The sequence below is a fragment of the Haloarcula rubripromontorii genome (genome assembly GCF_001280425.1).
Lineage (GTDB): Archaea > Halobacteriota > Halobacteria > Halobacteriales > Haloarculaceae > Haloarcula > Haloarcula rubripromontorii.
Genome location: NZ_LIUF01000002.1, coordinates 1 through 24,020, shown reverse-complemented (window position 1 = coordinate 24,020; position 24,020 = coordinate 1). Strand labels below are relative to the sequence as shown.

The window sequence follows — 24,020 nt, the reverse complement described above, 5'->3', positions numbered from 1 at the left end:
AAATAGTCCTTCATAACTTAAATCATTCGGAAATAGAAGGAGACAATGATGATAGATTCCGAGAGACAGCGCGAAGTCGCCTCGCCGTGTGTCGGTTTCAGAGATTCCGCCCGGCAAAAGATATGAAGTACTATTTTCTCTAAAATTAGAGCGGAAGCGTAACACTCACAGTACCAACCGCGAATCATAGGCGTATGCACCACCCAGGCCCGCCGCGGTTCGCTACCGTCGGCGAATCGGTGGAACTGGCCCCGCGCCGGCCCGACCCCGATATGGCTGCCGAGTGGCGGGTCGTCGAGCGACCGGCGGCGAGTACGGCGACGCTTGGCGACGGCTCGGTCTGTCATCTCGAACCAGATGCCCCGGGCGTCTATCGAGCCGAACTAACCGTGCCAGACGGCACATACGAACAAATCATCCGAGCGTTCCCGGGCGTCACCGAGACGGCACAGTTCAGCGTCACAGCGGACGACTTCGACGACAACGACGGTGCCCTCACGGTCGCTGACCGCGCTATCGTCATCGGGAAGTTCAACGACTTCACGATGGGAACACACTGGGCCGAGCGCGACGGTGACGAGTGGGTCATCGAGACCGAACTCCCACCGGGGACCCACCACGCCAGTTTCAGTTTCGACGGCTCCTTCGAGTCGACCGCGACCGACGAGGTCACCGTCGAAGGTCCCGGTCGCCCCCGGGTCGAACTCGCCAGTGAAACGGTGGACGGCGACCTCGTCGTCTCTGCAGACGCCTGCGCGGCCCCGTCGGGGGGCAAACCGGAAGTCGAGTTCTACCTCGACGGCCGAGACACGCTGGAAGAGTCGGCCGTGACCGTCGACGGCGACGAACTCCGGGTGCCACAGGAAGGACTCCCCGAAACGGCCCGCGTGCACGCGGTGGCCGTCGCCGAGCGCCACAGCGTCGCGGATACGCTAGTCGTGGAACGCGACGGCGGGACCGGGGGCGGAGAGACGGCCACGGGCGAGACGCTGTCCGTCTCGCGGCCGGCAGATCCACCGGCCTGGGCCAGCGACGCTACCATCTACGAGATATTCGTCCGGTCGTTCGCCGGCGAAACCGTCGACACATCCTTCGAGGCCATCGAGCGGCGGGTCCGCTATATCGAGTCACTGGGCGTCGACGTGGTGTGGCTCACCCCCGTTCAGGCGAGTCCGACCCGTCACGGCTACCACATCACGGACTTCTTCGACACCGCTGCGGACCTGGGAACGCGCGAGGAGTTCGAGTCGCTGGTCGACCGGCTCCACGACGCGGGCATCCGGGTCGTCTTCGACCTGGTTATCAACCACAGCTCGCGGGACCATCCGGCCTTCCAGCTCCACCGGGCTGGCGTCCCCGAGTACGCCGACTACTACGAGCGAGTCCCGGCCGAACGCGACGTCTCGGATGTCGACTGGGCGGGCGAGGACGCGCCGGGACACTACTTCAACTGGACGCGGATTCCGAACCTCAACTACGACTCGCTGGCCGTCCGCCGCTGGATGCTTGACGTGGTTGACGAATGGCGCGACGTGGTCGACGGGTTCCGCTGTGACGTGGCCTGGGGCGTGCCACACGGGTTCTGGAAGGAGGTCCGCGAGCGGGTGAAAGCCGACGACACCGAGTTCCTGCTCCTCGACGAGACAGTCCCGCGTGATGCCGCCTTCGCCGAAAACGAGTTCGACGTTCACTACGACACAGACCTGTTCGACACGCTCCGCGACATCGGGACCGGCGAGGAGCCGGCGTCGGCGCTGTTCGAAGCGCTTGACGCGACGGCTGAACACGGCTACCCCGACCACGCCGGCCACATGCGATACGTCGATAACCACGACGAAGACCGCTATATCGACGACTGCGGGGGCGCGTCGCTACGGGCCGCCGTCGGGGCGACGTTCACGCTCCCCGGGACGCCGATGATATACGCCGGGCAGGAGCGCGGCGTCGAACAGCAGCGCGGGACGATGCGCTGGCATGACGGCGACAACGCGCTGACCGACTTCCACCGGCGACTGGTCGCGCTGCGAGCGGACCACGCCTCACTCCGCGCGCCCGGGGTGCATCCGGTTCCCCACACCGTCGAAACAGGCGATTCGGACGGAGTCGTCGCCTACGAACGCACCGACGGCGATGAGAGGCTGGTGGTCGTGCTGCACTTCGGCGACGGCACGGCGAACGTTTCGCTCGACACACCAGTCGGAGACACAGACCTTCTCGGTGGCGCACCGGTCGGTAGCGACGGGACGGTTGCAGTCGGAGATATCGTCGTGGTACCGGCGGCGAGCGGTCGCTGACAGCGGCCGGCTCCGAACCCGCACCGGCACGACTAGAACTTCTATGAAAAATCCCATCAAACTTATTAGCGATGGGTGTGAGACTCTGTGTAATGGCGAGTCTCGAACTAGACGGTCTCCGCAAGGAGTTCGACGGTGGCTCCATCGTGGCAGTCGACGACATCGACCTGACTATCGACGACGGGGAGTTCGTAACGGTCGTCGGCCCCTCGGGGTGCGGGAAGTCGACGACACTTCGGATGATTGCCGGCCTCGAACGGCCGACGAGCGGCCGTATCCGTATCGGCGACGAAGATGTGACCGATGTCCACGCCCGCAAGCGTGACGTGGCGATGGTGTTCCAGAACTACGCGCTGTACCCGCACAAGTCCATCCGGCAGAACATGGCGTTCGGTCTCCGGATGAGTACGGACCTCTCGAAGGCAGAACGGCAAGAGCGAGTCACCGAAACGGCCGAGATGATGGGCATCGGCGACCTGCTGGATGACACCCCGGACCAGCTCTCCGGCGGGCAGAAACAGCGAGTCGCGCTCGGACGCGCCATCGTCCGTGAGCCGGACGTATTCCTCTTCGACGAGCCACTCAGCAACCTCGACGCGAAGCTCCGGACGACGATGCGGACCGAAATCCAGCGGCTGCAGGAGGAACTCGGAATTACGGCCGTCTACGTCACCCACGACCAGGAGGAGGCGATGACGATGGGCGACCGCATCGTCATCCTCAACGACGGGAAACTCCAGCAGGCCGGTCGGCCGAAGACAGTGTACGAGAACCCGACGAACCAGTTCGTCGGCGGCTTCGTCGGCTCACCCTCGATGAATTTCCTCGACGTGACCGCAGCGCCACTCGGTAGCGGCGTGCAGCTCACCGGCGCACACGATGACTTCTCCTATGACCTCACGGGCGGTCGTGCCGGTTCCTTCGGCGATATCCAGCAGGGGTCGTACGTGCTGGGTATCCGCCCGGAACACGTTTCCGTCAGCAATGGTGGCGACCAGGACGCAGTCCCGGCGACGGTCGACGTGCTCGAACCTATCGGCAGCGACAATTACCTCTATCTCGATCTGGGCGAATCGAAGACCGGATTCGAGGGCGACGGTGCACCGGATTTCATCGCCAGGGTGAGCACCGACGTGGAGCCGGCCATCGGCGATCAAGTTCAGGTGTCGTTCGACGAATCCGCCGTCCATCTGTTCGACCCGGAGACTGGCGAAGCAGTTACGGCCAGCGAAGACGCGCCCGTTGCACCGCCGCAGTAGACGATAGCCAGTGATCCACGTCCAGATGTAGTCCCCGTTTTCGACTAGAGATAGACTCCCTACGGCCCTCCGCGACGGTTGCTCCCGTCAAGTAGTTCGGTCCGCGTAAAGCGGGGCCTCGCGAGTGCCCAGTGACAGGGGTTTACTCGCGGGCGCTCAGCGGCTCGGCGGTGCGTTCCCCGGCGTCAGCGAGGTGCGCCACAGTTGCCAGCCGGAGCGCGTGAGGCCAGCCAAGCGGCGTGCCACAGTCCGGCGTCCCGTCGTCGAACAGTTGCTCGGGGAGATACCCGCTGGACTGAACGAGCGAGCCACCGGGAAGAATCTCCCCCAGCAGGTCCCGTGAGCGGGCGTAGGCTGCCGTCGCTCGGCTGTCGTCGGCATCACGCAAGAGGGTCCCCAGCTGTGCGGCACTGTTTGCGCCCCACGCGGTCGAGACAGTCCAGACTTTCTCGCGGTCTTGTGAACCGCGCCGCCAGTCGTCGCCCTCGAAGCGGATGAGGCCGCGGATGTCGCCAGTGTCCCGTTCCAGCCCGTCGAGTGTCGTCTCGACGTGGGTGCAGAGCCGGTCGCGGGTCTCCGCCGGCAGGTCGACCGTCTGGGCGGCGGCGCGACAGGCCGCTGGGAGAGCCAGCGTCGCGGAGTCCAGTCGGTCGTCGACTGTGCCGTCGTGTTCGCGAAGGGCATAGCGGTCACCGGTCCAGAGCGCGTCCAGAGCTGATAGCACTGTCTCGGCCTGTGCCCGGGCGTGGTCCCGGAGCGTGGCGCAGACGGGCGCGCGAGCGACGGCCGCGTAGGCGTGCAAGAAGGTCGCAGCGGTGTGCGTGAATCGGCCCTGCATGTTCTCCCAGGCGTTCTGGCAAGCGATGGGGAGACCGTCGTCGGCCAGTGTGTCGTCGATGCTCTCGACGGCGCGTCCGAGCGTGGCTTCGATTCGTTCCGGGTCGGCTGGCTCGCCGGTCCGGAGATACGTCGCGAGGAAGGTGGTGACGCTCGCGGTCTGGTCGGCCTGATAGTCCGCGTCAGAACCGCTTTCGAGCCGGGCGTTCGCCCAGCCCGGCGCGAGCGTTTCGTCGCCGGGCCAGACGCGGTGGGGCCAGCTCCCGTCCGGTTGCTGGGTGCGACAGTAGAATTCGGCGGAGCGCTGGTGCCACGAATCGAGCCCGAGGTCGAACGTCCCGTCGGCTTCGAGCAGGAACGCCGATATCTCGGCGTCATCGCGGAACCACGTGTAGCCGTAGCCCCCGGAGGTAACGTAGTACGGGTCGAAGTCGGGTGCGGCGATTCTGGCACCGTTCGCAGCCGAAAGCAGCGAGAGGACGCGGAGGTCGGCCACGACGCTTTCATGCCTCGGCGTCTCCGCGGGGACGCTCCACCGCCGCTGTGCCTGGCCTGCTTCGAGTACCGTCTCCGAGGTGTAGTGGTCGCTCACCAGCCGTTCGATGGTCGACAGCGCCGCGTCGCGGTCGGTATCAGCCGTGTCGGTAAGCAGCGTCGCCAGCGTGACGCCGCCGTCGACGAACGGCGCGGACAGCAGGACGCCGCCGGTCAGCGTCGTGTCCTCGTACCGCCGCGCCCCGGTGGCCCGGGGGAAGGAGACGGGGTCGTCGTCGACGAGTTCGGGGAACCGTTCGGGAATCTGGCCCACCGCAGTGTCGAGTTCGGTGGAGACGCCGATGAAGTCGTGTTCAGAGCGGTGGTATGCCTCGACAGCGTTGCCGTGCATCAGCAGGCTCTGCTGGCCGTTCCGCCCGTCTGGTGCGAAATCGACGAACGCCCGCAACGACACGTCAGCGGGCGCGTCGCCGCGAAGCTCGAAGCGGGTGACGTGGGCCTGTTCGATGGTGCAGTCCGTCTGGACGACGGCCCAGTCGCCGCAGTCGTGGACTGTCTCGACGACGCCGGCATCGCCGCGGTACCGCTGGTCGGCGTCGGGACCGAACCACGTCGTCGAGTCCGTCTCGACGCCGAACCGCGAGCGATCGATGCCAGTGAGCCCACACAGCGGATAGGAGTAGTCCCGCAGCGAGCCATCGCTGTCGACATGCACCAACCGGCCGTCGAGTCCGGAGAACATGCCCGTCGTAGAGCGGAACTCGCCCGGAAACTGATGGCGACGGTCCCGCGTCCGCTTGAAGTCGTTGAGTGCCGTCCGGAGCGTCATTGGAGAGAGACACCACTGCAGGGGATATAAAATATGGTGTAATAGTTTTTCATTCTTGTGAAAGCAGCCTTTGGACAGCCGGCGACTCGTTCGCCGGCGGCGTTTCGATGGTGTCTCCGGGCTACACAGCACCGAAACACAATTATCCGCCGCCGTTACCAGATGTGAACAGATGGACGATTCGACTCTCAGGGACAGGCTGGGACAACTGGGCCTGTCGGAGAAGGAAGTCGACACGTACCTGTCGATCCTCGGCAGCGGCGAGGCCACGGCCAGCGAAATCGCCGACGACACTGGCGTCTCCAAACGGTACGTCTACAGCATCAGCGAATCGCTCGAAGACCGCGGGTTCGTCGAGGTCAACGACCACGTCGTGCCGACGACGATCCGCGCCCGACCGCCAGAGGAAGTCATCGATGCCCTGACCGACCGACTCGAAGAGATGAGCGGCGCGCTCGATTCTCGATACTCGGCGAGTGCTCGGGAACCGCAACAGTTCGATGTTATCAAATCACGGGTGACAGTCATCAAGCGGCTCACGGAGTACATCAGAAACGCGGAACGCGAAATTATGCTGTCGGTTCCACAGCAGTACCTCCCCGAGATCTCGGAGGAACTGACCGCGGCCGTCGACCGCGGCGTCCTCGTCGTGCTTGTCGTCAGTAGTGCCGACGGCCTGCGCCCTGACGACGCGAGCGGGCTGGCCTCCGTGGTCCGGTCGTGGGACCAGGCGATGCCGATTATGCTCACCGTCGACGCCCAGTTCGGCCTCGTCTCCCCGACGGAAATGGTGACACGCACCAACTCCGACCAGCGCGCCATCGCCTTCGTCCAGCAACAGCTTGTCCCCGTGCTGTCGGGGTCGTTCCTCGGGAACTACTGGTTGATGGCCACCGAGGAAACCGTCACCGACCCGGCTCCGCTCCCGGCCGCCTACCACGACTTCCGCCACGCCGTCCTCCAGGCGACGCTGCACCTGCGCGCCGACCACGACGTGCAGGTCTCCGCGGAGGTCCGGGCGGTGCAGGCCGACGATGACACCACCACCATCGAGGGGACTGTCGTCGAGACGAAACAGGGGCTCGTCGAGCCGGAGACCAACTCATATCCTATCGAACACACGCTAATCGTCGATATCGGCGATAGGACGGTCTCGCTTGGCGGGCCCGGGTCGTTCATCGAGGACTACGAAACCGACGAGGTTACGCTCTCGTTGGCCGAGTGACTGATATCGTCCCGCCGACAGGCTCCGAGCGGCTCAGTTGCGCCGGCTCGGGTCCGGCCAGCGGTAGATGACGTACGTTTCCGACCCCGGTTCACTTACGGGGTCCCAGACGAGTCGAAGCGTCGCGTCACGCAGGTCCAGCTGTTCTCCGCTCGGGATTCCGGAGAACTGTCCCCGATGGATTGTAATCTCTGTTCCCGACGTAATCCGCGTCGAAGCCTGTGCCTGTATCGGATCGGAGTCCAGCGTCACGTCGCTACCGCCGGAACTCTTGGCACCGGAGACGACGACGGTGAGGTTGTCCCTGTAGACGGTGTCTCCGCTTTTGAAGCTGAGGTTCAGGTACTCCCCGTTGCCGGTGGTCCGCTCGTTGTAGTCGGCCACGATAGCGACCTGCGGAGCTTGTGTCGGTTGCTGCTCGTTGAAGCCAAGCGCAAACACACCGACGGTGGCGGCGAGAATGGCAACAATGCCGACGAGAATAACAACACCAATCACCGGGCTCACAGCCCGGTTTCGACCATCTACCCGACTCATTGACCACAGGTGAGAACTGAGTATATAAAAGGAACAGCGTCGGCTCAGCGTTCGATATCTGACAGCGATACCACCCGGTTACGCTGTCGGGAACAGCGTCTCGGGGAGGTCGCCCGGCAGTTCGTCCCGGTGGTGGTCGGCCTCGAAGTCGGGGTCGGGACCCATCGGGACGATGCGCTTTGGGCTCACGTCGGGGTGCGTGGTGTAGTAGTGCTCCGTAATGTGGTCCATGTTCACCGTCTCGGCGACACCGGGGAGCTGGTAGAGGTCTCGGAGGTACGGCCAGAGGTTGTCGTACTCGCGGATGAGCTTGTGGTTGCACATGAAGTGGGTGTGGTACACCTCGTCGAAGCGCACCAGCGTCGTGAACATGCAGACATCCGCCTCGGTCAGGCGGTCGCCGGCGAGGAAGCGCTGGTCTTCGAGTACCGCGTCCCAGTGGTCGAGGGCGTCGAACAGCTCCTCGACGGCCTCGTCATATGCCGACTGGCTGTCGGCGAAGCCACAGCGGTAGACGCCGTTGTTGATTGGCTCGTAGATGTCGTCGATGATGCGGTCGACCTCGTCCTGGTAGCCTTCGGGGTAGAGATCCACGTCGTTCTCGGCCACGTCGTCGAACTCGGTGTCCAGCATCCGGAGAATCTCTTCGGACTCGTTGTTGACGATGGTCTCCTCCTGTTTGTCCCACAGCACAGGAACGGTCACGCGACAGGTCGCGTCGGGGTCGGCTTCGGCATAGACCTCGCGGAGGTAGTCCGCGCCGTTGACCGTATCCGGCGTACAACCCGCCTTCTCGGGCGTGAACTGCCAACCCCCCTCGCCACGATACGGATCGACGTAGTCGACGGTGATGGCGTCTTCCAGTCCCAGGAGCTTCCGGGCAACCAGAATTCGGTGGGCCCACGGGCAGGCGCGGCAGGCGTACAGGTGATACCGGCCGGCCTCGGGCTGGAACCGCGCGTCGGGGTCGTCCTCGATCCGGTCACGGAAGGTGGTGTCCTGCCGGTCGAAGGCCCCGTCCTCGTTCGTCGTTTCGTACGCGTCGGTCCGCCACTCGCCGTCGACGAGCATATTCATCGGTACCATAGATACGCGTGCAAGCAGTAAAAGAGCGCGGTGACAGCGGTGTTACCGGCGACGGCTCACACCGGGCCGAGACGGGAGCCCGGTCACGACAACGGTCGATGCGGGGCCGCTCGCGGTCGCAGGCCGCTGTGTGAGACAGCACGGCACGCCGTCGAGCGGGTTCGAAGCCCTTATTGGGCCGCTCGGCGACGTATTCTCCAAGAGTACCTATGTCGGACAAACCCGCCTCAATGTACCGGGACATCGACAAGCCCGCGTACACCCGACGCGAATACATCACGGGCATTCCCGGTTCGAAGATCGCACAGCACAAGATGGGCCGCAAACAGAAGGACGCGGACGATTACCCCGTCCAGATCAGCCTCATCGTCGAGGAGACCGTCCAGCTCCGTCACGGCTCGCTGGAGGCCTCCCGCCTGTCGGCCAACCGCCACATGATCAAGGAACTCGGCGAAGAGGGCGATTACAAGATGACGCTGCGGAAATTCCCCCACCAGGTCCTGCGCGAGAACAAGCAGGCGACCGGTGCCGGGGCCGACCGTGTCTCCGACGGGATGCGGGCCGCCTTCGGGAAGATCGTCGGTACCGCCGCTCGCGTTCAGGCCGGCGAACAGCTGTTCACCGCCTACTGCAACGTCGAGGATGCAGAGCACGTCAAGGAAGCGTTCCGCCGTGCCTACAACAAGATCACGCCCTCTTGCCGCATCAAGGTCGAGCGGGGAGAGGAACTGCTGATCGCGTAACTCAGACAGCGGCGGTCGCTTGCCGTTCGGACGGCAGACTGACCGTCTCGACTTCGTTTTCCGCGCCGCTCAAGTCCTGAGTGACATCCCGGTCGCTGGGTAGCGGAACGTAGCTACGTTCTCGACCCATGTTATCAGCACCCACAATTCTCTTGCACCCATCCCGCGTACTTCCTCACATGGTACTCCGACTCGCACTCCTGGCTCTCGGCGTTCTCGAACTGCTCCGGCCCCGGAAGGTCGTCGACTTTTGGATGGGACTCGCAACGACAGAGGCCGACGACATAGACCTTCGTCCGTGGGTGTACAGTGCCGCCCGTGTCGAGGGCGCGCTCCTCGTGCTGTGGGTGCTCCGGCGGCGTCGACGCGGCGAGTGACGCAGTAGGACGACTGTGAAACGGCCCGCACGCCACGCAGGCGACCGGTAGGGCTGGCAGGTGACGCTACGTATCGTCGGGCAACCGGACAGTCAACACCGGTGCGTCTGCTGTCCGGACGACCTTCTCGGTGACGCTCCCCAGCAGAAACCGGTCCAGACCGCTCCGGCCGTGGGTTCCCATGACGATCATATCGATATCAGCAGTCTCGGCGTAGTCGATAATCTCCTCGTACGGATCACCCATTCGGTGCTCGGCGACGACGGGCGCACCGTGGTCGGCGATATCGTCGACCGTCTCGTCGATGACCTCCTCGGTCTGTTTCTGCAGGGATTCGATGGTCGTCGCTTCTGCCGCGGCACTCCCGATATATGTCGAATCGACGACAGAGAGTACGTGGATCGTGGAGTCGTGTGTCTCCGCCAGTTCAAGCGCGTGTGCGAGCGCTTCGTCCGCGCCGTCGCTTCCGTCCGTCGGGAAGAGAATGTCGTTGTACACGCATGACCCATTTTCCCGCAGTATACTTAGTGTTTGTCTGGCTATTCTTCCAATCAGTGTGTATTCATCGATTATGCACCGGTACGCTGTGGTCAGCAGCGAGCAGTGCGCACTACGTAATGGAACAGTCAGCGTGTCTCGAAAGCGGCTGCGAGCGTGTTTTATTTCTCCAAGACAACTGCACGCTATGCACAGGCTGGCCGTCGCCACGAACGCCGAGACCTTCGAGCGGATGCAGCAACCGCTGGCGGCCCGGGATATCGAGGTGGGCCACGTTGAGACGGCCGAGCGGACGCTCGCGCTGGACGAGAGTCCCTTCGGCGAATACGACGTGGGCTTCGTCTATCCGTCCCGAATCATGGAGGGGGCCGTCGCCGACGCCATGCTGGGCGTGCCGTGGGTCAACGACCGCGAGGCCATCCTCCGCTCGCGGAACAAGGCCGACGTACTGTCACGACTCGGCCGTGCGGGCGTTCCCGTCCCCGAGACTGTCGTCGTGTCGAACCCGGCGAGCGAGGCTGAACTGACCGCAGCGTTCGAGCGGTTCGATCCGCCCGTAGTCGTGAAGCCGAACTCGACGACCCGCGGCGTCGGCGTGGCCAAGGCCCACGATCTGGATTCGTTTCTCGGCATCGTCGACTATCTTGATCTGGTCCACGACTATCGCGCGGTCGGCGACCAGTCGTTTCTCGTTCAGGAGTACATCGCCGACGCCACAGACTACCGCGTGATGGTCATCGACGGCGAGTACGTCGGCGCGGTCGAGCGCCGCCTCCCCGAAGCAAGCCGCGAACGGGGCCGCTGGAAGCACAACGTCCACCGCGGGGCCGAGGCGGAAGGGCAGGAACTGCCAACAGAGCTGCGGGAACTGGCCGAAGACGCGGCCGATGAGCTGGCGATTCCGTACCTCGGCGTCGACCTGCTGGTGACCGAAGACCGCGCAGTAGTCAACGAAACGAACGCCCGCCCGACAATCGACTCGGCGACGAAGTACGAGGACGGCTTCTGGGACGATCTCGCGGCATTGATACGGGAAACCGCGAAGCAGTAGCGAAGCGAGTGCGTTGTTCTCGCGTGACAAAACAGACCGCTGCTGTGCGCGCTACAGTTCGATGTCCGCGGAGTCCTCTTCGGGGTCGAAGGTGACTTCGAGGATACCGTTGTTGTACGTCGCGGCGGCGGAGTGCTCGTCGACGCGAGTCGGTAGCGTCAGTCGTTCGTGGTACTCGCGCTCCGGACTTTCGGCGTTGATCGTGAGGACAGTCCCGTCGCACTTGAGGTCGATTGCATCCTTGTCGACACCCGGAACGTCAGCGACGACCCGGATCTCCTCGTCGGTTTCGTGAACGTCGACGTGGAGATCGGCCCCACCGCCACCGGTGTCCCGGTCGATGTGGACATCGCCTTCAGCCCCCATCATCTCGTCCATCATCCGCTCTATTTCCCGGAAGAACTCGTCGAACGGGTCGTCACTGTCATCGCGTCTCATTCCTATCGGTCAGTACGTCCGTCCGTTTCAAAAGCCTTCGGACGAATCTAGTATCTGCCAACAGATACTGTCGAGGGGGCACCTCAGTCGAGATAGCACCCTCACTATTAATCATTCGAGCTCGAACACGCATAAACAAACACAAATTTACAACAAATCCGAAAACACTTTACACTGACCGACTGCCTCTCTAGACACCAATGAGTGAGCCAGTTCGCGTCGGCCTCAACGGCTTCGGCCGTATCGGCCGCAACGTATTCCGCGCATCGTTACACAACGACAACGTCGAGATTGTCGGCATCAACGACGTGATGGACGATTCGGAGATCGACTACTTCGCCCAGTACGACACTGTCATGGGCGAACTCGAAGGTGCCAGCGTCGACGACGGCGTCCTCACGGTCGACGGAACCGACTTCGAGGCGGGCGTCTTCCACGAGACCGACCCCACACAGCTCCCGTGGGACGACCTCGACGTGGACGTGGCCTTCGAGGCGACCGGCATCTTCCGCACCAAGGAGGACGCGAGCCAGCACCTCGATGCAGGTGCCGACAAGGTCCTCATCTCCGCGCCGCCGAAGGGCGAGGAGCCGGTCAAACAGCTCGTCTACGGCGTCAACCACGACGAGTACGACGGCGAAGACGTCGTCTCGAACGCCTCCTGTACGACCAACTCCATCACGCCGGTCGCGAAGGTCCTCGACGAGGAGTTCGGCATCAACGCTGGCCAGCTGACGACGGTCCACGCATACACCGGCTCCCAGAACCTGATGGACGGCCCGAACGGCAAGCCCCGTCGTCGCCGCGCCGCCGCCGAGAACATCATCCCGACCTCGACCGGTGCCGCGCAGGCGGCCACCGAAGTCCTGCCCGAGCTTGAGGGCAAGCTCGATGGGATGGCCATCCGCGTCCCGGTGCCGAACGGCTCTATCACCGAGTTCGTCGTCGATCTTGACGACGACGTGACGGAGAGCGACGTCAACGCCGCTTTCGAGGAGGCCGCTGCCGGCGAACTCGAGGGCGTGCTGGGCGTCACGAGCGACGATGTCGTCTCCTCGGACATCCTCGGGGACCCCTACTCCACGCAGGTCGACCTGCAGTCGACGAACGTCGTCTCCGGGATGACGAAGATACTCACCTGGTACGACAACGAGTACGGCTTCTCGAACCGGATGCTCGACGTGGCCGAGTACATCACGGAGTAAGCGCGGAAACGGTTTTCGACGTCAGTAAGGTTTATAATTATTATTCAGTAAGAATAAGACACACATAGAGCCCGAACCAGCACCTGACCCCTGGTTGGCTCTGTGTGTCGACACAGGCCCGTTTCCACAGTCGGCGCGCCGTGTCCCGGCGTCGGCTGTGTACGGCGCAGGTGTCCCCACCCCTCTCCGACCCCATTTTTACACTGACAGCAAGGCAAGTAGCGGCGTTACTCCCCCAACAGGCCGCTTGCTGTTCGGACTCGGAAACCGTTAAGCGGCCGGCAGGTTTCCTCTCGAATGATGACTTTCCAGACGCTCGATGACCTCGACGACGGACAGCGCGTTCTCGTCCGACTCGATCTCAATTCACCGGTGGAGGACGGCACAGTACGGGACAACCGACGGTTCGACCGCCACGCGGAGACGATCAGCGAACTCGTCGACCGTGGGTTCGAGGTCGCGGTGCTGGCCCACCAGGGTCGCCCGGGCCGCGACGATTTCGTCTCACTTTCCCAGCACGCCGACATCCTCGCCGAACACATCGACCACGACGTGGACTTCGTCGACGAGACCTACGGGCCACAGGCGATTCACGATATCGCGGCCCTCGATAGCGGCGACGTCCTCGTGCTAGAGAACACGCGAATGTGCGACGACGAACTCCCGGAGGAAGACCCCGAGGTGAAGGCCCAGACGGAGTTCGTCCAGACCCTCAAAGACGAGTTCGACGCCTACATCAACGACGCCTACTCCGCAGCCCACCGCTCGCACGCCTCGCTCGTCGGCTTCCCGCTTGTGATGGACGCCTACGCCGGCCGCGTGATGGAGACTGAGTACGAGGCCAACACCGCCATCGCCGAGAAGGAGTTCGACGGCCGGGTGACGATGGTCGTCGGCGGGACGAAAGCCACCGATGTCATCGACGTGATGACCCATCTCGACGAGACGGTCGACGACTTCCTGCTGGGCGGTATCGCTGGGGAGTTGTTCCTGCGGGCCGCGGGCTACCCGGTCGGCTACGACATCGACGACGCGAACCTCTACGACGAGCAGTGGGAACAGAACAGCGAGAAGATCGAGGCCATGCTCGAAGACCACCGCGACCAGATCACGCTCGCGGTCGACCTGGCCTACGAAGACGGAGCCGGCGACCGCGCCGAGCAGGCCGTCGACGACATCGAGGAGAAGACTGTCTCCTACCTCGACGTTGGCAGCGAGACCGTCATGGAGTACTCGCCAGTCATCCGCGACTCCGAGGCCGTCTTCGTGAAAGGCGCACTCGGCATGTTCGAGGACGAGCGGTTCTCCGTCGGGACCGCCGGCGTGCTCGAAGCCATCGCGGACACCGACTGCTTCTCCGTCGTCGGCGGCGGTGACACCTCACGAGCCATCGAAATGTACGGGATGGAAGAAGACGAGTTCGGCCACGTCTCTATCGCGGGCGGAGCGTACATCCGAGCACTGACCGGCGCACAGCTGGTCGGCGTCGAAGTGCTACAGCGTTAACTGCGGCCTTTCGTCTCGGCGTGTCGCAGATCCCAGTCTCCGAGTAGTTCGTCGGGCACCTCGACGAGGCGACCGGTTTCGGTCGGTTCAGTCCGGGCGTGGCGGGCAGTCCAGTCGTGCTCAGCGTCGGGCGTGGCTGCCATACGCAGCAGTACCAGCGGCGAGGATAAATTCCTTCTGCTCAGGTAGTGTAAATAATTACTCGGTTCCGAGTCTATATTCTGTCTCCGGGAAGCGAAGTGCTTTCCGCCAGCCGCGACGTATCTGGAATATGTTCACCGGAATCGTCGAGACGACCGGCGAGGTGCAGGCGGTTATTGACGACGAGGGCGGGCGTCGGATGCGGATCGGCGCGCCGTTCGACGGACTTGACCACGGCCAGTCGATCAGCGTCAGCGGCGTCTGTCTCACCGTCGAGAAGGCGGTCGACGGCGAGTGGTTCGAGGTGTTTCTCGCTCAGGAGACTCTTGCCCGGACGTTCTTCGACGACCTCGACGGTGGGGACCGGGTGAACCTTGAGCGGGCGATGCCCGCCGACGGGCGGTTCGACGGCCACATCGTGCAGGGCCACGTCGATACGACAGCCGAAATCGTCGGTATCGAACAGGAGGGAGAAGACTGGACGTTCACCTTCTCTCTCCCCGAAGCGCATCGGGACTACCTGGTTCAGAAAGGGTCGATAACGGTCGACGGCATCAGCCTGACCGTTGCCGACCGGCGCTCCGAGGAGTTCGACGTGGCTATCATCCCGACGACCTACGCCGAGACGACGCTCTCGGCGAAGTCCGTCGGCGATCCGGTCCATCTGGAGGTCGACGTGGTCGCAAAATACGTCGAACAGCTGGTTTAAGGGTCGAACTCAGTCTGCTCCGGATGAATCGTAGTCTCGTCCGGGTCCTCGTGCGCACGGCTGTACGCTTGTCGATACGCGTGAATCTTCTTCAGCAACAGGAGGCCAAAGATGGAGTCGTACACGATGACGAAGCCGAAGAACGCGACGAGGAAGTCGACGTTGTATATCGTGGCCGCGATGGCCGTCACTGGGCTGGCCAGCGTGTTGTAAACGGCGTGGATGAGCGAAGCGATGAGCAATCCTTTCAGGACGATGGGGCCGGCATCGTCCGGATTGAATTTCGCCAGACCGAGATAGTAGCCGGCAAAGGCCGAGTAGATGACGTGGCCCGGCCCCGCGAGCGCTCTGACCGCAGTGATGTCGCTGCTGGCGGCGAGTAACTGTACTGTTCCGGCGGTCATTTCGGTGTTCTGCGTGATGTACAGCGCGTTCTCGATGGTCGCAAAGCCCAGGCCGGCGACGGCCCCGTACACCGCGCCGTCGACGACGGCGTCGAAGCGGGTGTCACGGAAGGCGTACAGGCGCACCGCAAGCAGCTTTACCGTCTCCTCGACAGGGCCGACAATGAGGAAGAAGAAGAACACCTGGCCGAGAAACGGTACCAGGCCGAACCCGGAGCCGATGGCCTGTACCGGTCTACCGAAAATACCGTTGAGCACGCCCGCGAAGCCAGCGAACAGCACGCCAAGGAGGAACGTCCCCACGAGCAGCGTCAGCGGTTCCTGCGTGGTCACGTCGGCGTAGTAGATGTACGCCGCGAGACCGAGGGCCGGCACGGCGGAGAGGATGGCCATGCCGGCAAACAGCGGCTGGTCGCCGAGCGCGCCAAGGCTCCCGAACGCGACCTGCAGGAGGAGAATCGCGATAGCTGTGATAACGACGAGATACCGCAGCGTCCGTATGCCGATGTGGTAGAGCCAGTGGGCGAACCGGTCCAGCGTCGACCGGGGCTCCCAAGTCGATATCTCATAGAGGTCTGCCGACCCGTCCGCGTTTACTTCGACCGGGTCCTGCCGTCGCTTTCCCATGTGCCACGTCTACAGTCCGTCTCACCTAACCGTTTGGTTCGGTGATAGCCGAGCGAGCAGTGGGTGACGGTACGCCCGACACTGTGTTCAGTCAGATTCCCGCCAGAGCGGACACTTGCAGGAGACGAGAGGCTTTTCGCACGGGGCCACCAACAGAAAGCCATGACGCTACGCGCGGGTGTACTCGCGGTTCAGGGCGATGTCTCTGAACACGGGGACGCAATCGAGCGGGCAGCAGCGGCCCACGACCGGACTGCGGAGGTCGTCGAGATACGCGAAGCAGGGCTGGTCCCTGACTGCGATGTCCTGTTGCTACCGGGCGGGGAATCGACCACGATTTCGCGGCTTATCCACCGGGAAGGGATCGCAGAAGAGATCGAAGCCCACGTCGAAGCCGGCAAGCCGGTGCTTGCGACGTGTGCCGGGCTCATCGTCAGCGCGACCGACGCACAGGACGACCGCGTCGACACGCTGAACGTCATCGACATCTCCGTCGAACGCAACGCGTTCGGGCGACAGAAAGACAGCTTCGAAGCGCCACTTGACGTGGCCGGGCTCGATGAGGCGTTCCCGGCGGTGTTCATCCGCGCACCGGTCATCGACTACGTGGGCGAGGACGTCGAAGTGCTGGCGACGTGGGACGACCGCCCGGTCGCGGTCCGTGACGGCCCGGTCGTCGGCACGTCGTTCCACCCCGAGCTGACCGAGGATCCGCGCATCCACGACCTGGCCTTTTTCGACTCCGTGGAGTCGTAGCGACGGCCTGAAGGCCCCGCTGGCCGAACAGCGGCTATGAGCGACGACACCGCCGACGTTATCGACGAACTGTTCGCTGTCATCGAGGACCGCAAGGCGAACCTTCCCGAAGACTCCTATACTGCGTCGCTGTTCACCCATGAAAAGGGCGAAAACGCCGTGCTGGAGAAGCTCGGCGAGGAGACAACCGAACTGATTCTGGCGGCCAAAGACGACGACCGCGAGGAGCTGGCCCACGAATCGGCCGACATCGTCTATCACCTGCTCGTCCTGCTGTCGATGAAGGAGATGGATGTCGACGACTTGCGGGCAGAGCTGGCGAAACGACGATAAGTTCCGCTCGTCAGGTACAGGGCACGATAGATTGACACCGACACGGTGCATATCGAAGTCCATGGGCCATGTGGCGTCGGGCGTTACAGTCCTCTGTGTCGATGACGAACCATCGTACGCCGATCTTATCGCGACACATCTCGAACGCAAGGACACGGCGATGGACGCCACCGGCGTCACGAGTGCGACAGACGGACTGTCGTATCTGGACGAGCACGACGTGGACTGCATCGTCAGTGACTACGACATGCCGGGTATCGACGGGCTAGAGTTCCTGGAAACGGTCCGAGCCAGAGACCCGGACCTACCGTTCCTGCTTTTCACCAGTCAGGGGAGCGAAACGCTTGCGAGCAACGCAATCGCGGCCGGCGTCACCGACTACATTCAGAAAACGCACGGGTCACAGCAGTACGCCGTCCTCGCACAGCGAATCCGAAACGCCGTCGAGCGAGTCAAAGCGAAAGCAACGGCTGAGGCCGCACAGGAACGGACGAAACGAATTCTCGACGCGACGAACGATGCGGTCCTCGTCAGCGTCGCCAGCACTATCGTGTACGCGAACCCAGCGGCAGTTGAGCTGTTCGGTGCCGCCGACAGCGACGAACTCCGTGACCGGCCGCTGACTGAACTCGTCGAGCCGGCAGGCTGCGGGACCGCGGCCGTCGAGCGCGTCGTCAAGGACGACCAGACGGCCGATTACGTCGAACGGACGATACGGACGCTGGCCGGCAACAACGTCCAGGCCAGCGTCACGGCGTGTGACGTGACCTGGGACAGCGAAGACAGTACAGTGACCGTCATCAGCGACCGAAGCGATACTGACGAGCGCGAGCGTCGACTCGAAGCGCTACACGAGGCCACGCGAGAGTTGATGGCTGCCGAAGTCCGCAACGAAGTCGCCGGCATCGGCGTCAACGCCGCCGCAGATATCATCGGACTCGACGCGAACGCAGTCCACCTCATCAACGACGATGGCCGGTTAGAGCCCGTCGCCGCCACCGCGTCGGCTCGGAAGCTGATCGGTGATATCCCGACGTTTGGGCCGGGCGACAGCATCGCCTGGCGGGTGTACGAGAGCGGCGAGGCAACCGCAGTTCCCGACGTGCGGCTGGACGAAGACGTACAGAACCCCGAGACGCCGACACGCAGCGAACTGTATCTGCCACTGGGAGGACACGGCATTCTCATCGCCGCGTCGGCGACCGTCGACGCCTTCAACGAGGCAGACATCGTCGCTGGACGGATCCTCGCGGCGAACATGGAGGTCGCCCTCGCCGCCGTCGAGCGCGACAGGCAGCTCCGCGACCGTGAGCAGGAGCTGTCGGCGCAAAACGACCGGCTGGAGCAGTTCGCCACGGTCGTCAGTCACGACCTTCGCAACCCCCTGAACGTCGCAATCGGCCGGTTGGGTGCGCTTTCGGAGGCATGTGACGACGACAACATCGATGCGATAGAGCAGGCACTCGACCGGATGCAAGCGTTGATAGACGACCTGCTGTTGCTTGCCCGGACCGGCGACAGCGTCGCGGAGATGGAAACGGTGGCACTGGCGACGGCAGTCACTGACTGCTGGGAGGTAGTCGATACCGGTGACGCGGCACTGGTGGTCGACACTGACCGCAAGATACAGGCAGACATGACGCGGCTCAAACAGTTGCTGGAGAACCTGATCCGAAACGCCGTAGAGCACAGCGCTACGGACAGTCGACTGCAGTCAGAGGGTGCCGACAGACACGGCAGTTCGGCCGTAACGATAACCGTTACCGAGATTCCGGACGGGTTCGCCGTCTCAGACGACGGCCCGGGCGTCCCCGAATCCGACCGGGAGACAGTGTTCGAAAGCGGTTACTCGACGACGACCGACGGCACCGGGTTCGGACTCTCAATAGTATCACAGATCGCCACTGCCCACGACTGGACGGTCACACTCACTGAGAGTGATACTGGCGGCGCACGCTTCGAGTTTACCGGCGTCGACGTGATAGCGGAAGAATAAGGCGCTCAGTCGTCTCTTCGTCGCGGCGCTACTCGTCGACGGGGGCGAATCGGTGCCGGACGACCTCGCTGTCGTCGTCCCACTCGAAACTGCCGTGGACGTTCTTCATGCGCTCCTTGTACGCGTCGAGGTCCGCCGACCCCTCTCGCTGTGCGTCCTCGTCAGTCAGGTCGCCCAGCGTCCGGTGTGTTACGTCTGTTACCTCGAATTCGGTGCCGTCTATCTCGAAGGTGTCGCCCTCGTCGGCGTACTGGTGGCCGCGGTGCATCTGGGTAACCCGACCCTCAGCCGCCATCTGCTGGACGTGGTCGTTGGGGAGAATCTCGCCGGCGTCAATCTGTGCCATACCAGACCTGTGTCCGGGACGCTCAAAAACGTGACTCGCAACAGTTTGGGCCGCGATTGAACGCGCTTTTACGCTCCGGCCGTCAACGGAACCTATGAGCCATCCCTTCGAGGGTCTGCCGACGACGCCCACTGCCGAGGAGCTCGTGGACAAAGCCTTCTCGCGGGCGTCACGCGCCGGCGGGGCCAAGGACGGGAACGAAGCCCAGCAGTCGATGCTGATGACGGCGTCGAACATCGCCTCCGACAACATGGAGAACGTGGTGACCGCGTGGCCGACGATTGATAACCTCGACCCCTTCTACGTCGAACTCGCCGACGCTGTCGTCGGCGAAGCCTACCCCGCGGACGACGACCCCGGTATCGACGCGCTGAAACAGCACCTGTCAGAGATCTCGTGGGCCGCCGACAAGGTCGTCGAGATCCGCCAAGAGTACGAGAGCCGCGTCGCCCGCGGAGACATCGACACCGCCCGGAAGCTCCGCAAGCAGGCCTTTGCCCGTATCGCTGACGTCGTCGAAGAAGTCGAAGACGACCTCGCCGCTATCTCGACCGCGCACAACGCCCTCAAAGATATTCCCGACATCCGCCCGGACGAGCCAGCCATCGTCGTTGCCGGCTACCCTAACGTCGGGAAGTCGTCGTTCGTCAACCGCGTCACGCGGGCCGACAACGAGATCGCCTCGTATCCGTTCACGACGACACAGATCCGCGTTGGCCATTTCGAGGACCAGCGTATCCGCTACCAGCTCGTCGACACCCCCGGTCTGCTCGACCGGCCGCCGGAGGAACGAAACGAAATCGAGTCACAGGCCGTGAGCGCGCTCGAACACCTCGCTGACGCGGTCCTCGTGTTTATCGACCCAAGTGGCGAGTGTGGCTATCCGCTCGCGGACCAGCTTGAACTCCGAAACGCCATCGAAGCGCGCTTCGACGTGCCCGTGCTGACCATCGCGAACAAGAGCGACCTCTCGACGGACGTAGAGGCCGACCACTACATGAGCGTCACCGAAGACGACAACGTCGACGGCGTGTTGCAGGCCGCTATCGACGCGGTGGACTACGAACTCGAACTGCCGTTCGACGAGTAGCGAGAGGTAGCGAGACGCCGACCATCGGGCGGCGTCTCGGACACTCCGAGCGGGGAACGCAGCGACGCGCGAGGACTGCAGTCGCCAGCGGGCGATATTTTGAAAACACGAACGAGGCGTGGAGTGGCGAGAAAGACGTCTTAGTCTAGCTCGTAGGTGACACTGACAGAGGCGTCGACAGTGACATCGCCGGGCTGGATGCTCGTCCGCCCGCCGGCGTCGGCGGCCATCGCTTCCGCGTACACGACAGGCCGGCCGTGGTTGCTGGTCTGAATCGTGACCGCGTCACCGACGGACCGTCCCTCTGCGGTGGCGACGACTTCGGCGTCCGTCCGGGCGTTGTCCATGGCGGTCGTCAGGGCCTCTTCGCGAGCATCCTGTCTCGTCTCCTCGCTCAGTGAGTATCGGACACCCTCAACGCGGTCCGCGCCGGCGTCGACTGCGGCATCGATGAGCGTCCCGGCAGTCGAAACATTGCTCGTTTCGGCTTCGACGGTGTGTATCGCCACGTAGCCGACCTGTTCGCGGCCCTCTCGGCTCTGCTCGTACTCGGGGCGGATCTGGAACCGCGAGGAAGTCACGTCTGCGCCCTCGCCTTCCAGGGCCGACGTGATGGCGTCAGCATCACCGCTGAGGTTGTTTCGCGCCGCTTCGGCGGTCTCACCGCGACCCACCGCGGCGACGGTTACAGTTGCACGGTCGGGCGCGCGTTCGACGGTCGCATCGGCGCTGACGCTCACGGTCGAATTCGTCGACGGCGCGACGGTCCCGGTGTCCGCAAGTGCGAACCCGACGCCGCCGACAATGAGCAGTGCCAGCACGCCAGCGATTGCGAGTGGTCGTGATACCATACCGTCTCCGACACGCCCAGCGGTATTTATGTCGTCGAACGCTCAAAGTCGGTTTTGAGCGTCAGCCGTTCCGTTCGACAGTGACGTAGTGAACTTCCGTCGCAACGTCTCGACCGGCCGCGTCGTCAGCTATGGTATCGAGCTGGTCGGCAAGCAGTGGCTGCTCCGCGTCCGGCGGCAGGCCGACAGTGACGACGACGCGGCGCGGCTGTTGGAAGATGGCGGTGTTCGTCGACTCGACTTCGACCGACAGGACACTCGCCGGCGGGTCGACGCTAGCTTCAATGCCCTCGTGGATGTCCGACTCCGTCGTCGCTCGCTGGTAGGAGTCCAGCGTCACACCGCCCAGAAACGCCGAGAGGACGAGTATTGAGACGACGAGGACGCCGATTCGTTTGACAGTCGCCGACCGCGCGTTGCTCTCCTGAAACCAGTGTTCGGGGCGGTACCCCTGATACCAGAGTCCGACGAGCACCGCGAGGTTGATAGAGAGGACGTTCACCAGCAGCAACACGGCAGATCCGAGACTGACGAGCGGCTGGCCCCACGCGATGCCGATGCCGACCGTGGCCGCCGGCGGGATGAGTGCGACAGCAATCATGACACCGACCAGCGCCGTTGAGACCCCGCTAGTGAGGCTAACGACGCCGGCCGCGCCAGCGCCGAGTGCGACGATCAGCGAGAGGAAGTCGGGGGCGACCCGCTCACGTATCTGCCCGACTGAGGTCACGTCAGCGAGCGGCGGGATGACGTTGGCGTGCCGGACGAGCAGGGCGAAGACAGTCGCGCTTGCCACGGCGAGTCCGAGCCCGATAGCCTGCAGTTTGACGCCCTGTGCGAACATCTCGTGGTCGTCAACGACGGTGCCGACGTTGGCGGTCATCGCCGGGCCGATGAGCGGTGCGATGACCATCGAACCGACGACGACGGCCGGGGAGTCGAGCAGAAGCCCCGCAGTCGCGATAATCGCGCTGATGACCGTCATCAGCGCATAGTTCGACATCGAGGGCGCGAGGTCGTTTGCTTTCGACGTGAGTTCCTCCCGCGCGATGCGGTCCTCGTCCTCCTCCTCTGAGTACTTCTCCTCTAGCTCGTCGAACTGGCTGGAGATGACGGTGTTCGCATCCACGACGACCGTGTAGCCGTCGTCGTTGATACCAACGTCCCGCAACTCTTCGAGGACTGGTTCGAGCGCGTTGGTCGGGACTGGAAAGGTAACGACGGCGGTAAACCCCCGTCCGCTCGTCTCGTCGGTGAGCACGTAATCTATGCCCTCCTCGGCCAACACGCCCAGAACGGCGTCGCGCTTCCCTGTGGGAATCAGTATCTGTACCAGCCGCACGGCTCCGGGTGGGGCCCCCGACACCAAAAAGGCGGCTAGTCAGCCGGCCCCAAGTTCTGCGACGGATGAAAGTACCATTGTGAATTCCAGAGCCGTCGGTCCGCCCAAAACGAACGCGTTTTTCCCCGCTGGCGGAGTACACCGAGTATGTTCGAATCACGACCGGACCGGGACGCCGAGGTGGTGCTCGTCGGCCGGTCCAACGTCGGGAAATCGACGTTGATGCGCGAAATAACGGGCCACACGTTCGATACAGGCCAGCGACCCGGCGTCACCCGTTCACCCAACCACTTCGACTGGGCCAGCGCCGATTTCGTTATCAGCGACCTCCCCGGCTTCGGGTACATGAAAGGCGTTCCAGAAGATGTCCGCGAAGAAATCAAGACCGACGTGGTCCAGTACGTCGAGCGAAATGCCGACCAGATTCTCGTCGGTATCCTCGTCGTGGACGGCAAATCGGTCATCGACATCATCGACCGCCACTCCGGCCCCGACGAGATCCCACACGACGTGGAGATGTTTCACTTCCTCCGAGAGGTCGGCGTCGAACCGGTCGTCGCCGTCAACAAAATGGACAAGGTTGATGACAGGGATGAGCGCCTGAACGACCTCTGTGACCGACTCGGACTCCATCCGCCATGGCAACAGTGGCAGGAGACTATCGCACCGATAACTGCGAAACGCGGCGCCATCGAGCCACTGAACGAGGCTATCCGACACCACCTTCACGACGCCCAGCGTGACGATCTGTTCCAGTTCTTCTGAACAGCGTTGTTCGGATTCAGAGGCTGTGTTGAATCACTAGATGGCGACGGGATAGGTCGCTAAATCAAAGGAGTTGAAGCGGGAGACTGCGAATGGTCATGACGCAAATCTCCCGCTTCACTGGCGAGATTGTCCCGATTTCTCAAAGAGTTACTGGCGATGGAGACGAATCCGCCGCCCCGGAAGGTGGCGGCGGATTCGCCGACTATGCGCTCGTCTCCCTCCATTGTCTGCGGATTTACCTCGACACGTCCTACCGGATGACGATAGACCTCCTGAA

General features: G+C 63.4%; 25 protein-coding genes and 1 pseudogene. 15 read left to right on the top strand and 11 right to left on the bottom strand.

What is annotated here, in order from left to right:
* The first annotated feature begins 194 nt into the window (after positions 1–194).
* Both AMS69_RS05345 and AMS69_RS05340 read left to right on the top strand, forming a co-directional pair.
* Positions 195–2,294, top strand: coding sequence for an alpha-amylase family glycosyl hydrolase (locus tag AMS69_RS05345; protein WP_053967065.1), 2,100 nt, complete (start codon positions 195–197; stop codon positions 2,292–2,294).
* Positions 2,295–2,386: 92 nt separating this feature from the next.
* Positions 2,387–3,553, top strand: coding sequence for an ABC transporter ATP-binding protein (locus AMS69_RS05340; protein WP_053967064.1), 1,167 nt, complete (start codon positions 2,387–2,389; stop codon positions 3,551–3,553).
* 142 nt (positions 3,554–3,695) lie between these two features.
* Here AMS69_RS05340 and AMS69_RS05335 read toward each other — a convergent pair whose 3' ends face one another.
* Positions 3,696–5,714, bottom strand: a complete 2,019-nt coding sequence (locus tag AMS69_RS05335; protein ID WP_053967063.1) for a glycoside hydrolase family 15 protein — start codon at positions 5,712–5,714, stop codon at positions 3,696–3,698.
* A gap of 172 nt (positions 5,715–5,886) precedes the next feature.
* Between AMS69_RS05335 and AMS69_RS05330 the strand changes: the two genes are divergently transcribed.
* Entirely contained in the window at positions 5,887–6,939 is a 1,053-nt protein-coding gene (locus AMS69_RS05330; RefSeq protein ID WP_053967062.1) for a TrmB family transcriptional regulator, read from the top strand.
* Between the two features lie 33 nt (positions 6,940–6,972).
* Here the strand turns inward: AMS69_RS05330 and AMS69_RS05325 are convergent, their stop codons facing one another.
* Both AMS69_RS05325 and AMS69_RS05320 read right to left on the bottom strand, forming a co-directional pair.
* The gene (locus tag AMS69_RS05325) at positions 6,973–7,446 is read right to left on the bottom strand and encodes a type IV pilin (protein WP_053967832.1); all 474 of its coding nucleotides are present in this window, start codon (positions 7,444–7,446) and stop codon (positions 6,973–6,975) included.
* Positions 7,447–7,554: 108 nt separating this feature from the next.
* Positions 7,555–8,553, bottom strand: a complete 999-nt coding sequence (locus AMS69_RS05320; protein WP_053967061.1) for a glutathione S-transferase family protein — start codon at positions 8,551–8,553, stop codon at positions 7,555–7,557.
* A 218-nt stretch (positions 8,554–8,771) separates the two neighbouring features.
* Between AMS69_RS05320 and AMS69_RS05315 the strand changes: the two genes are divergently transcribed.
* Positions 8,772–9,305, top strand: coding sequence for a 50S ribosomal protein L16 (locus AMS69_RS05315; RefSeq protein ID WP_053967060.1), 534 nt, complete (start codon positions 8,772–8,774; stop codon positions 9,303–9,305).
* A gap of 1 nt (position 9,306) precedes the next feature.
* Here the strand turns inward: AMS69_RS05315 and AMS69_RS21035 are convergent, their stop codons facing one another.
* The gene (locus tag AMS69_RS21035; protein WP_274377999.1) at positions 9,307–9,435 is read right to left on the bottom strand and encodes a hypothetical protein; all 129 of its coding nucleotides are present in this window, start codon (positions 9,433–9,435) and stop codon (positions 9,307–9,309) included.
* A 49-nt stretch (positions 9,436–9,484) separates the two neighbouring features.
* Between AMS69_RS21035 and AMS69_RS05310 the strand changes: the two genes are divergently transcribed.
* Complete coding sequence (locus AMS69_RS05310) at positions 9,485–9,682, top strand: hypothetical protein (protein ID WP_053967059.1); 198 nt, start codon at positions 9,485–9,487, stop codon at positions 9,680–9,682.
* Positions 9,683–9,748: 66 nt separating this feature from the next.
* Here the strand turns inward: AMS69_RS05310 and AMS69_RS05305 are convergent, their stop codons facing one another.
* The gene (locus AMS69_RS05305; RefSeq protein ID WP_053967058.1) at positions 9,749–10,180 is read right to left on the bottom strand and encodes a universal stress protein; all 432 of its coding nucleotides are present in this window, start codon (positions 10,178–10,180) and stop codon (positions 9,749–9,751) included.
* A gap of 187 nt (positions 10,181–10,367) precedes the next feature.
* Between AMS69_RS05305 and AMS69_RS05300 the strand changes: the two genes are divergently transcribed.
* Positions 10,368–11,231 (top strand): ATP-grasp domain-containing protein, encoded by an 864-nt coding sequence (locus AMS69_RS05300; protein WP_053967057.1) that lies wholly within the window; start codon positions 10,368–10,370, stop codon positions 11,229–11,231.
* A gap of 51 nt (positions 11,232–11,282) precedes the next feature.
* Here AMS69_RS05300 and AMS69_RS05295 read toward each other — a convergent pair whose 3' ends face one another.
* Positions 11,283–11,669, bottom strand: coding sequence for an Hsp20/alpha crystallin family protein (locus tag AMS69_RS05295; RefSeq protein WP_004590910.1), 387 nt, complete (start codon positions 11,667–11,669; stop codon positions 11,283–11,285).
* A gap of 200 nt (positions 11,670–11,869) precedes the next feature.
* Between AMS69_RS05295 and gap the strand changes: the two genes are divergently transcribed.
* Positions 11,870–12,874 carry a type I glyceraldehyde-3-phosphate dehydrogenase gene (gene gap, locus AMS69_RS05290; protein ID WP_053967056.1) on the top strand — a complete coding sequence of 335 codons (1,005 nt, stop codon included), beginning with the start codon at positions 11,870–11,872 and terminating at the stop codon, positions 12,872–12,874.
* 300 nt (positions 12,875–13,174) lie between these two features.
* Complete coding sequence (locus AMS69_RS05285; RefSeq protein ID WP_202904522.1) at positions 13,175–14,380, top strand: phosphoglycerate kinase; 1,206 nt, start codon at positions 13,175–13,177, stop codon at positions 14,378–14,380.
* Here the strand turns inward: AMS69_RS05285 and AMS69_RS20550 are convergent.
* Positions 14,377–14,523 carry a hypothetical protein gene (locus tag AMS69_RS20550; protein ID WP_170082776.1) on the bottom strand — a complete coding sequence of 49 codons (147 nt, stop codon included), beginning with the start codon at positions 14,521–14,523 and terminating at the stop codon, positions 14,377–14,379. The two genes, AMS69_RS05285 and AMS69_RS20550, sit on opposite strands and share 4 nt — an antisense overlap.
* A gap of 128 nt (positions 14,524–14,651) precedes the next feature.
* Here AMS69_RS20550 and AMS69_RS05280 point away from each other — a divergent pair, with 128 nt between their 5' ends.
* Complete coding sequence (locus tag AMS69_RS05280; RefSeq protein ID WP_053967054.1) at positions 14,652–15,230, top strand: riboflavin synthase; 579 nt, start codon at positions 14,652–14,654, stop codon at positions 15,228–15,230.
* Here AMS69_RS05280 and AMS69_RS05275 read toward each other — a convergent pair.
* Entirely contained in the window at positions 15,227–16,261 is a 1,035-nt protein-coding gene (locus AMS69_RS05275; protein ID WP_053967053.1) for a PrsW family intramembrane metalloprotease, read from the bottom strand. The two genes, AMS69_RS05280 and AMS69_RS05275, sit on opposite strands and share 4 nt — an antisense overlap.
* Before the next feature lie 162 nt (positions 16,262–16,423).
* Here AMS69_RS05275 and pdxT point away from each other — a divergent pair, with 162 nt between their 5' ends.
* From pdxT to AMS69_RS05260, 3 genes are all read left to right on the top strand, one after another.
* Positions 16,424–17,017, top strand: a complete 594-nt coding sequence (pdxT, locus tag AMS69_RS05270) for a pyridoxal 5'-phosphate synthase glutaminase subunit PdxT (protein WP_053967052.1) — start codon at positions 16,424–16,426, stop codon at positions 17,015–17,017.
* 36 nt (positions 17,018–17,053) lie between these two features.
* Entirely contained in the window at positions 17,054–17,350 is a 297-nt protein-coding gene (hisE, locus tag AMS69_RS05265) for a phosphoribosyl-ATP diphosphatase (protein WP_053967051.1), read from the top strand.
* Positions 17,351–17,411: 61 nt separating this feature from the next.
* The gene (locus tag AMS69_RS05260; RefSeq protein WP_053967050.1) at positions 17,412–19,346 is read left to right on the top strand and encodes a response regulator; all 1,935 of its coding nucleotides are present in this window, start codon (positions 17,412–17,414) and stop codon (positions 19,344–19,346) included.
* A 28-nt stretch (positions 19,347–19,374) separates the two neighbouring features.
* On the opposite strand, the gene AMS69_RS05255 is transcribed toward AMS69_RS05260, so the two are convergent.
* Positions 19,375–19,692, bottom strand: a complete 318-nt coding sequence (locus AMS69_RS05255; RefSeq protein ID WP_053967049.1) for an ASCH domain-containing protein — start codon at positions 19,690–19,692, stop codon at positions 19,375–19,377.
* Between the two features lie 94 nt (positions 19,693–19,786).
* Between AMS69_RS05255 and AMS69_RS05250 the strand changes: the two genes are divergently transcribed.
* The gene (locus AMS69_RS05250) at positions 19,787–20,782 is read left to right on the top strand and encodes an NOG1 family protein (RefSeq protein WP_053967048.1); all 996 of its coding nucleotides are present in this window, start codon (positions 19,787–19,789) and stop codon (positions 20,780–20,782) included.
* 140 nt (positions 20,783–20,922) lie between these two features.
* Here the strand turns inward: AMS69_RS05250 and AMS69_RS05245 are convergent, their stop codons facing one another.
* Together AMS69_RS05245 and AMS69_RS05240 are read right to left on the bottom strand one after the other, a co-directional pair.
* A complete protein-coding gene (locus AMS69_RS05245; protein WP_053967047.1) occupies positions 20,923–21,633 on the bottom strand; it encodes an SIMPL domain-containing protein in 711 nt (236 codons plus the stop codon).
* A gap of 61 nt (positions 21,634–21,694) precedes the next feature.
* Complete coding sequence (locus AMS69_RS05240; RefSeq protein ID WP_053967046.1) at positions 21,695–22,975, bottom strand: TIGR00341 family protein; 1,281 nt, start codon at positions 22,973–22,975, stop codon at positions 21,695–21,697.
* Positions 22,976–23,122: 147 nt separating this feature from the next.
* Here AMS69_RS05240 and engB point away from each other — a divergent pair, with 147 nt between their 5' ends.
* Both engB and AMS69_RS05230 read left to right on the top strand, forming a co-directional pair.
* Positions 23,123–23,740: a GTP-binding protein EngB gene (gene engB / locus AMS69_RS05235; RefSeq protein WP_053967045.1), complete on the top strand. Its 618-nt coding sequence runs from the start codon at positions 23,123–23,125 to the stop codon at positions 23,738–23,740.
* 98 nt (positions 23,741–23,838) lie between these two features.
* Positions 23,839–24,020, top strand: a pseudogene (locus AMS69_RS05230) (IS5/IS1182 family transposase); the annotation flags it as partial.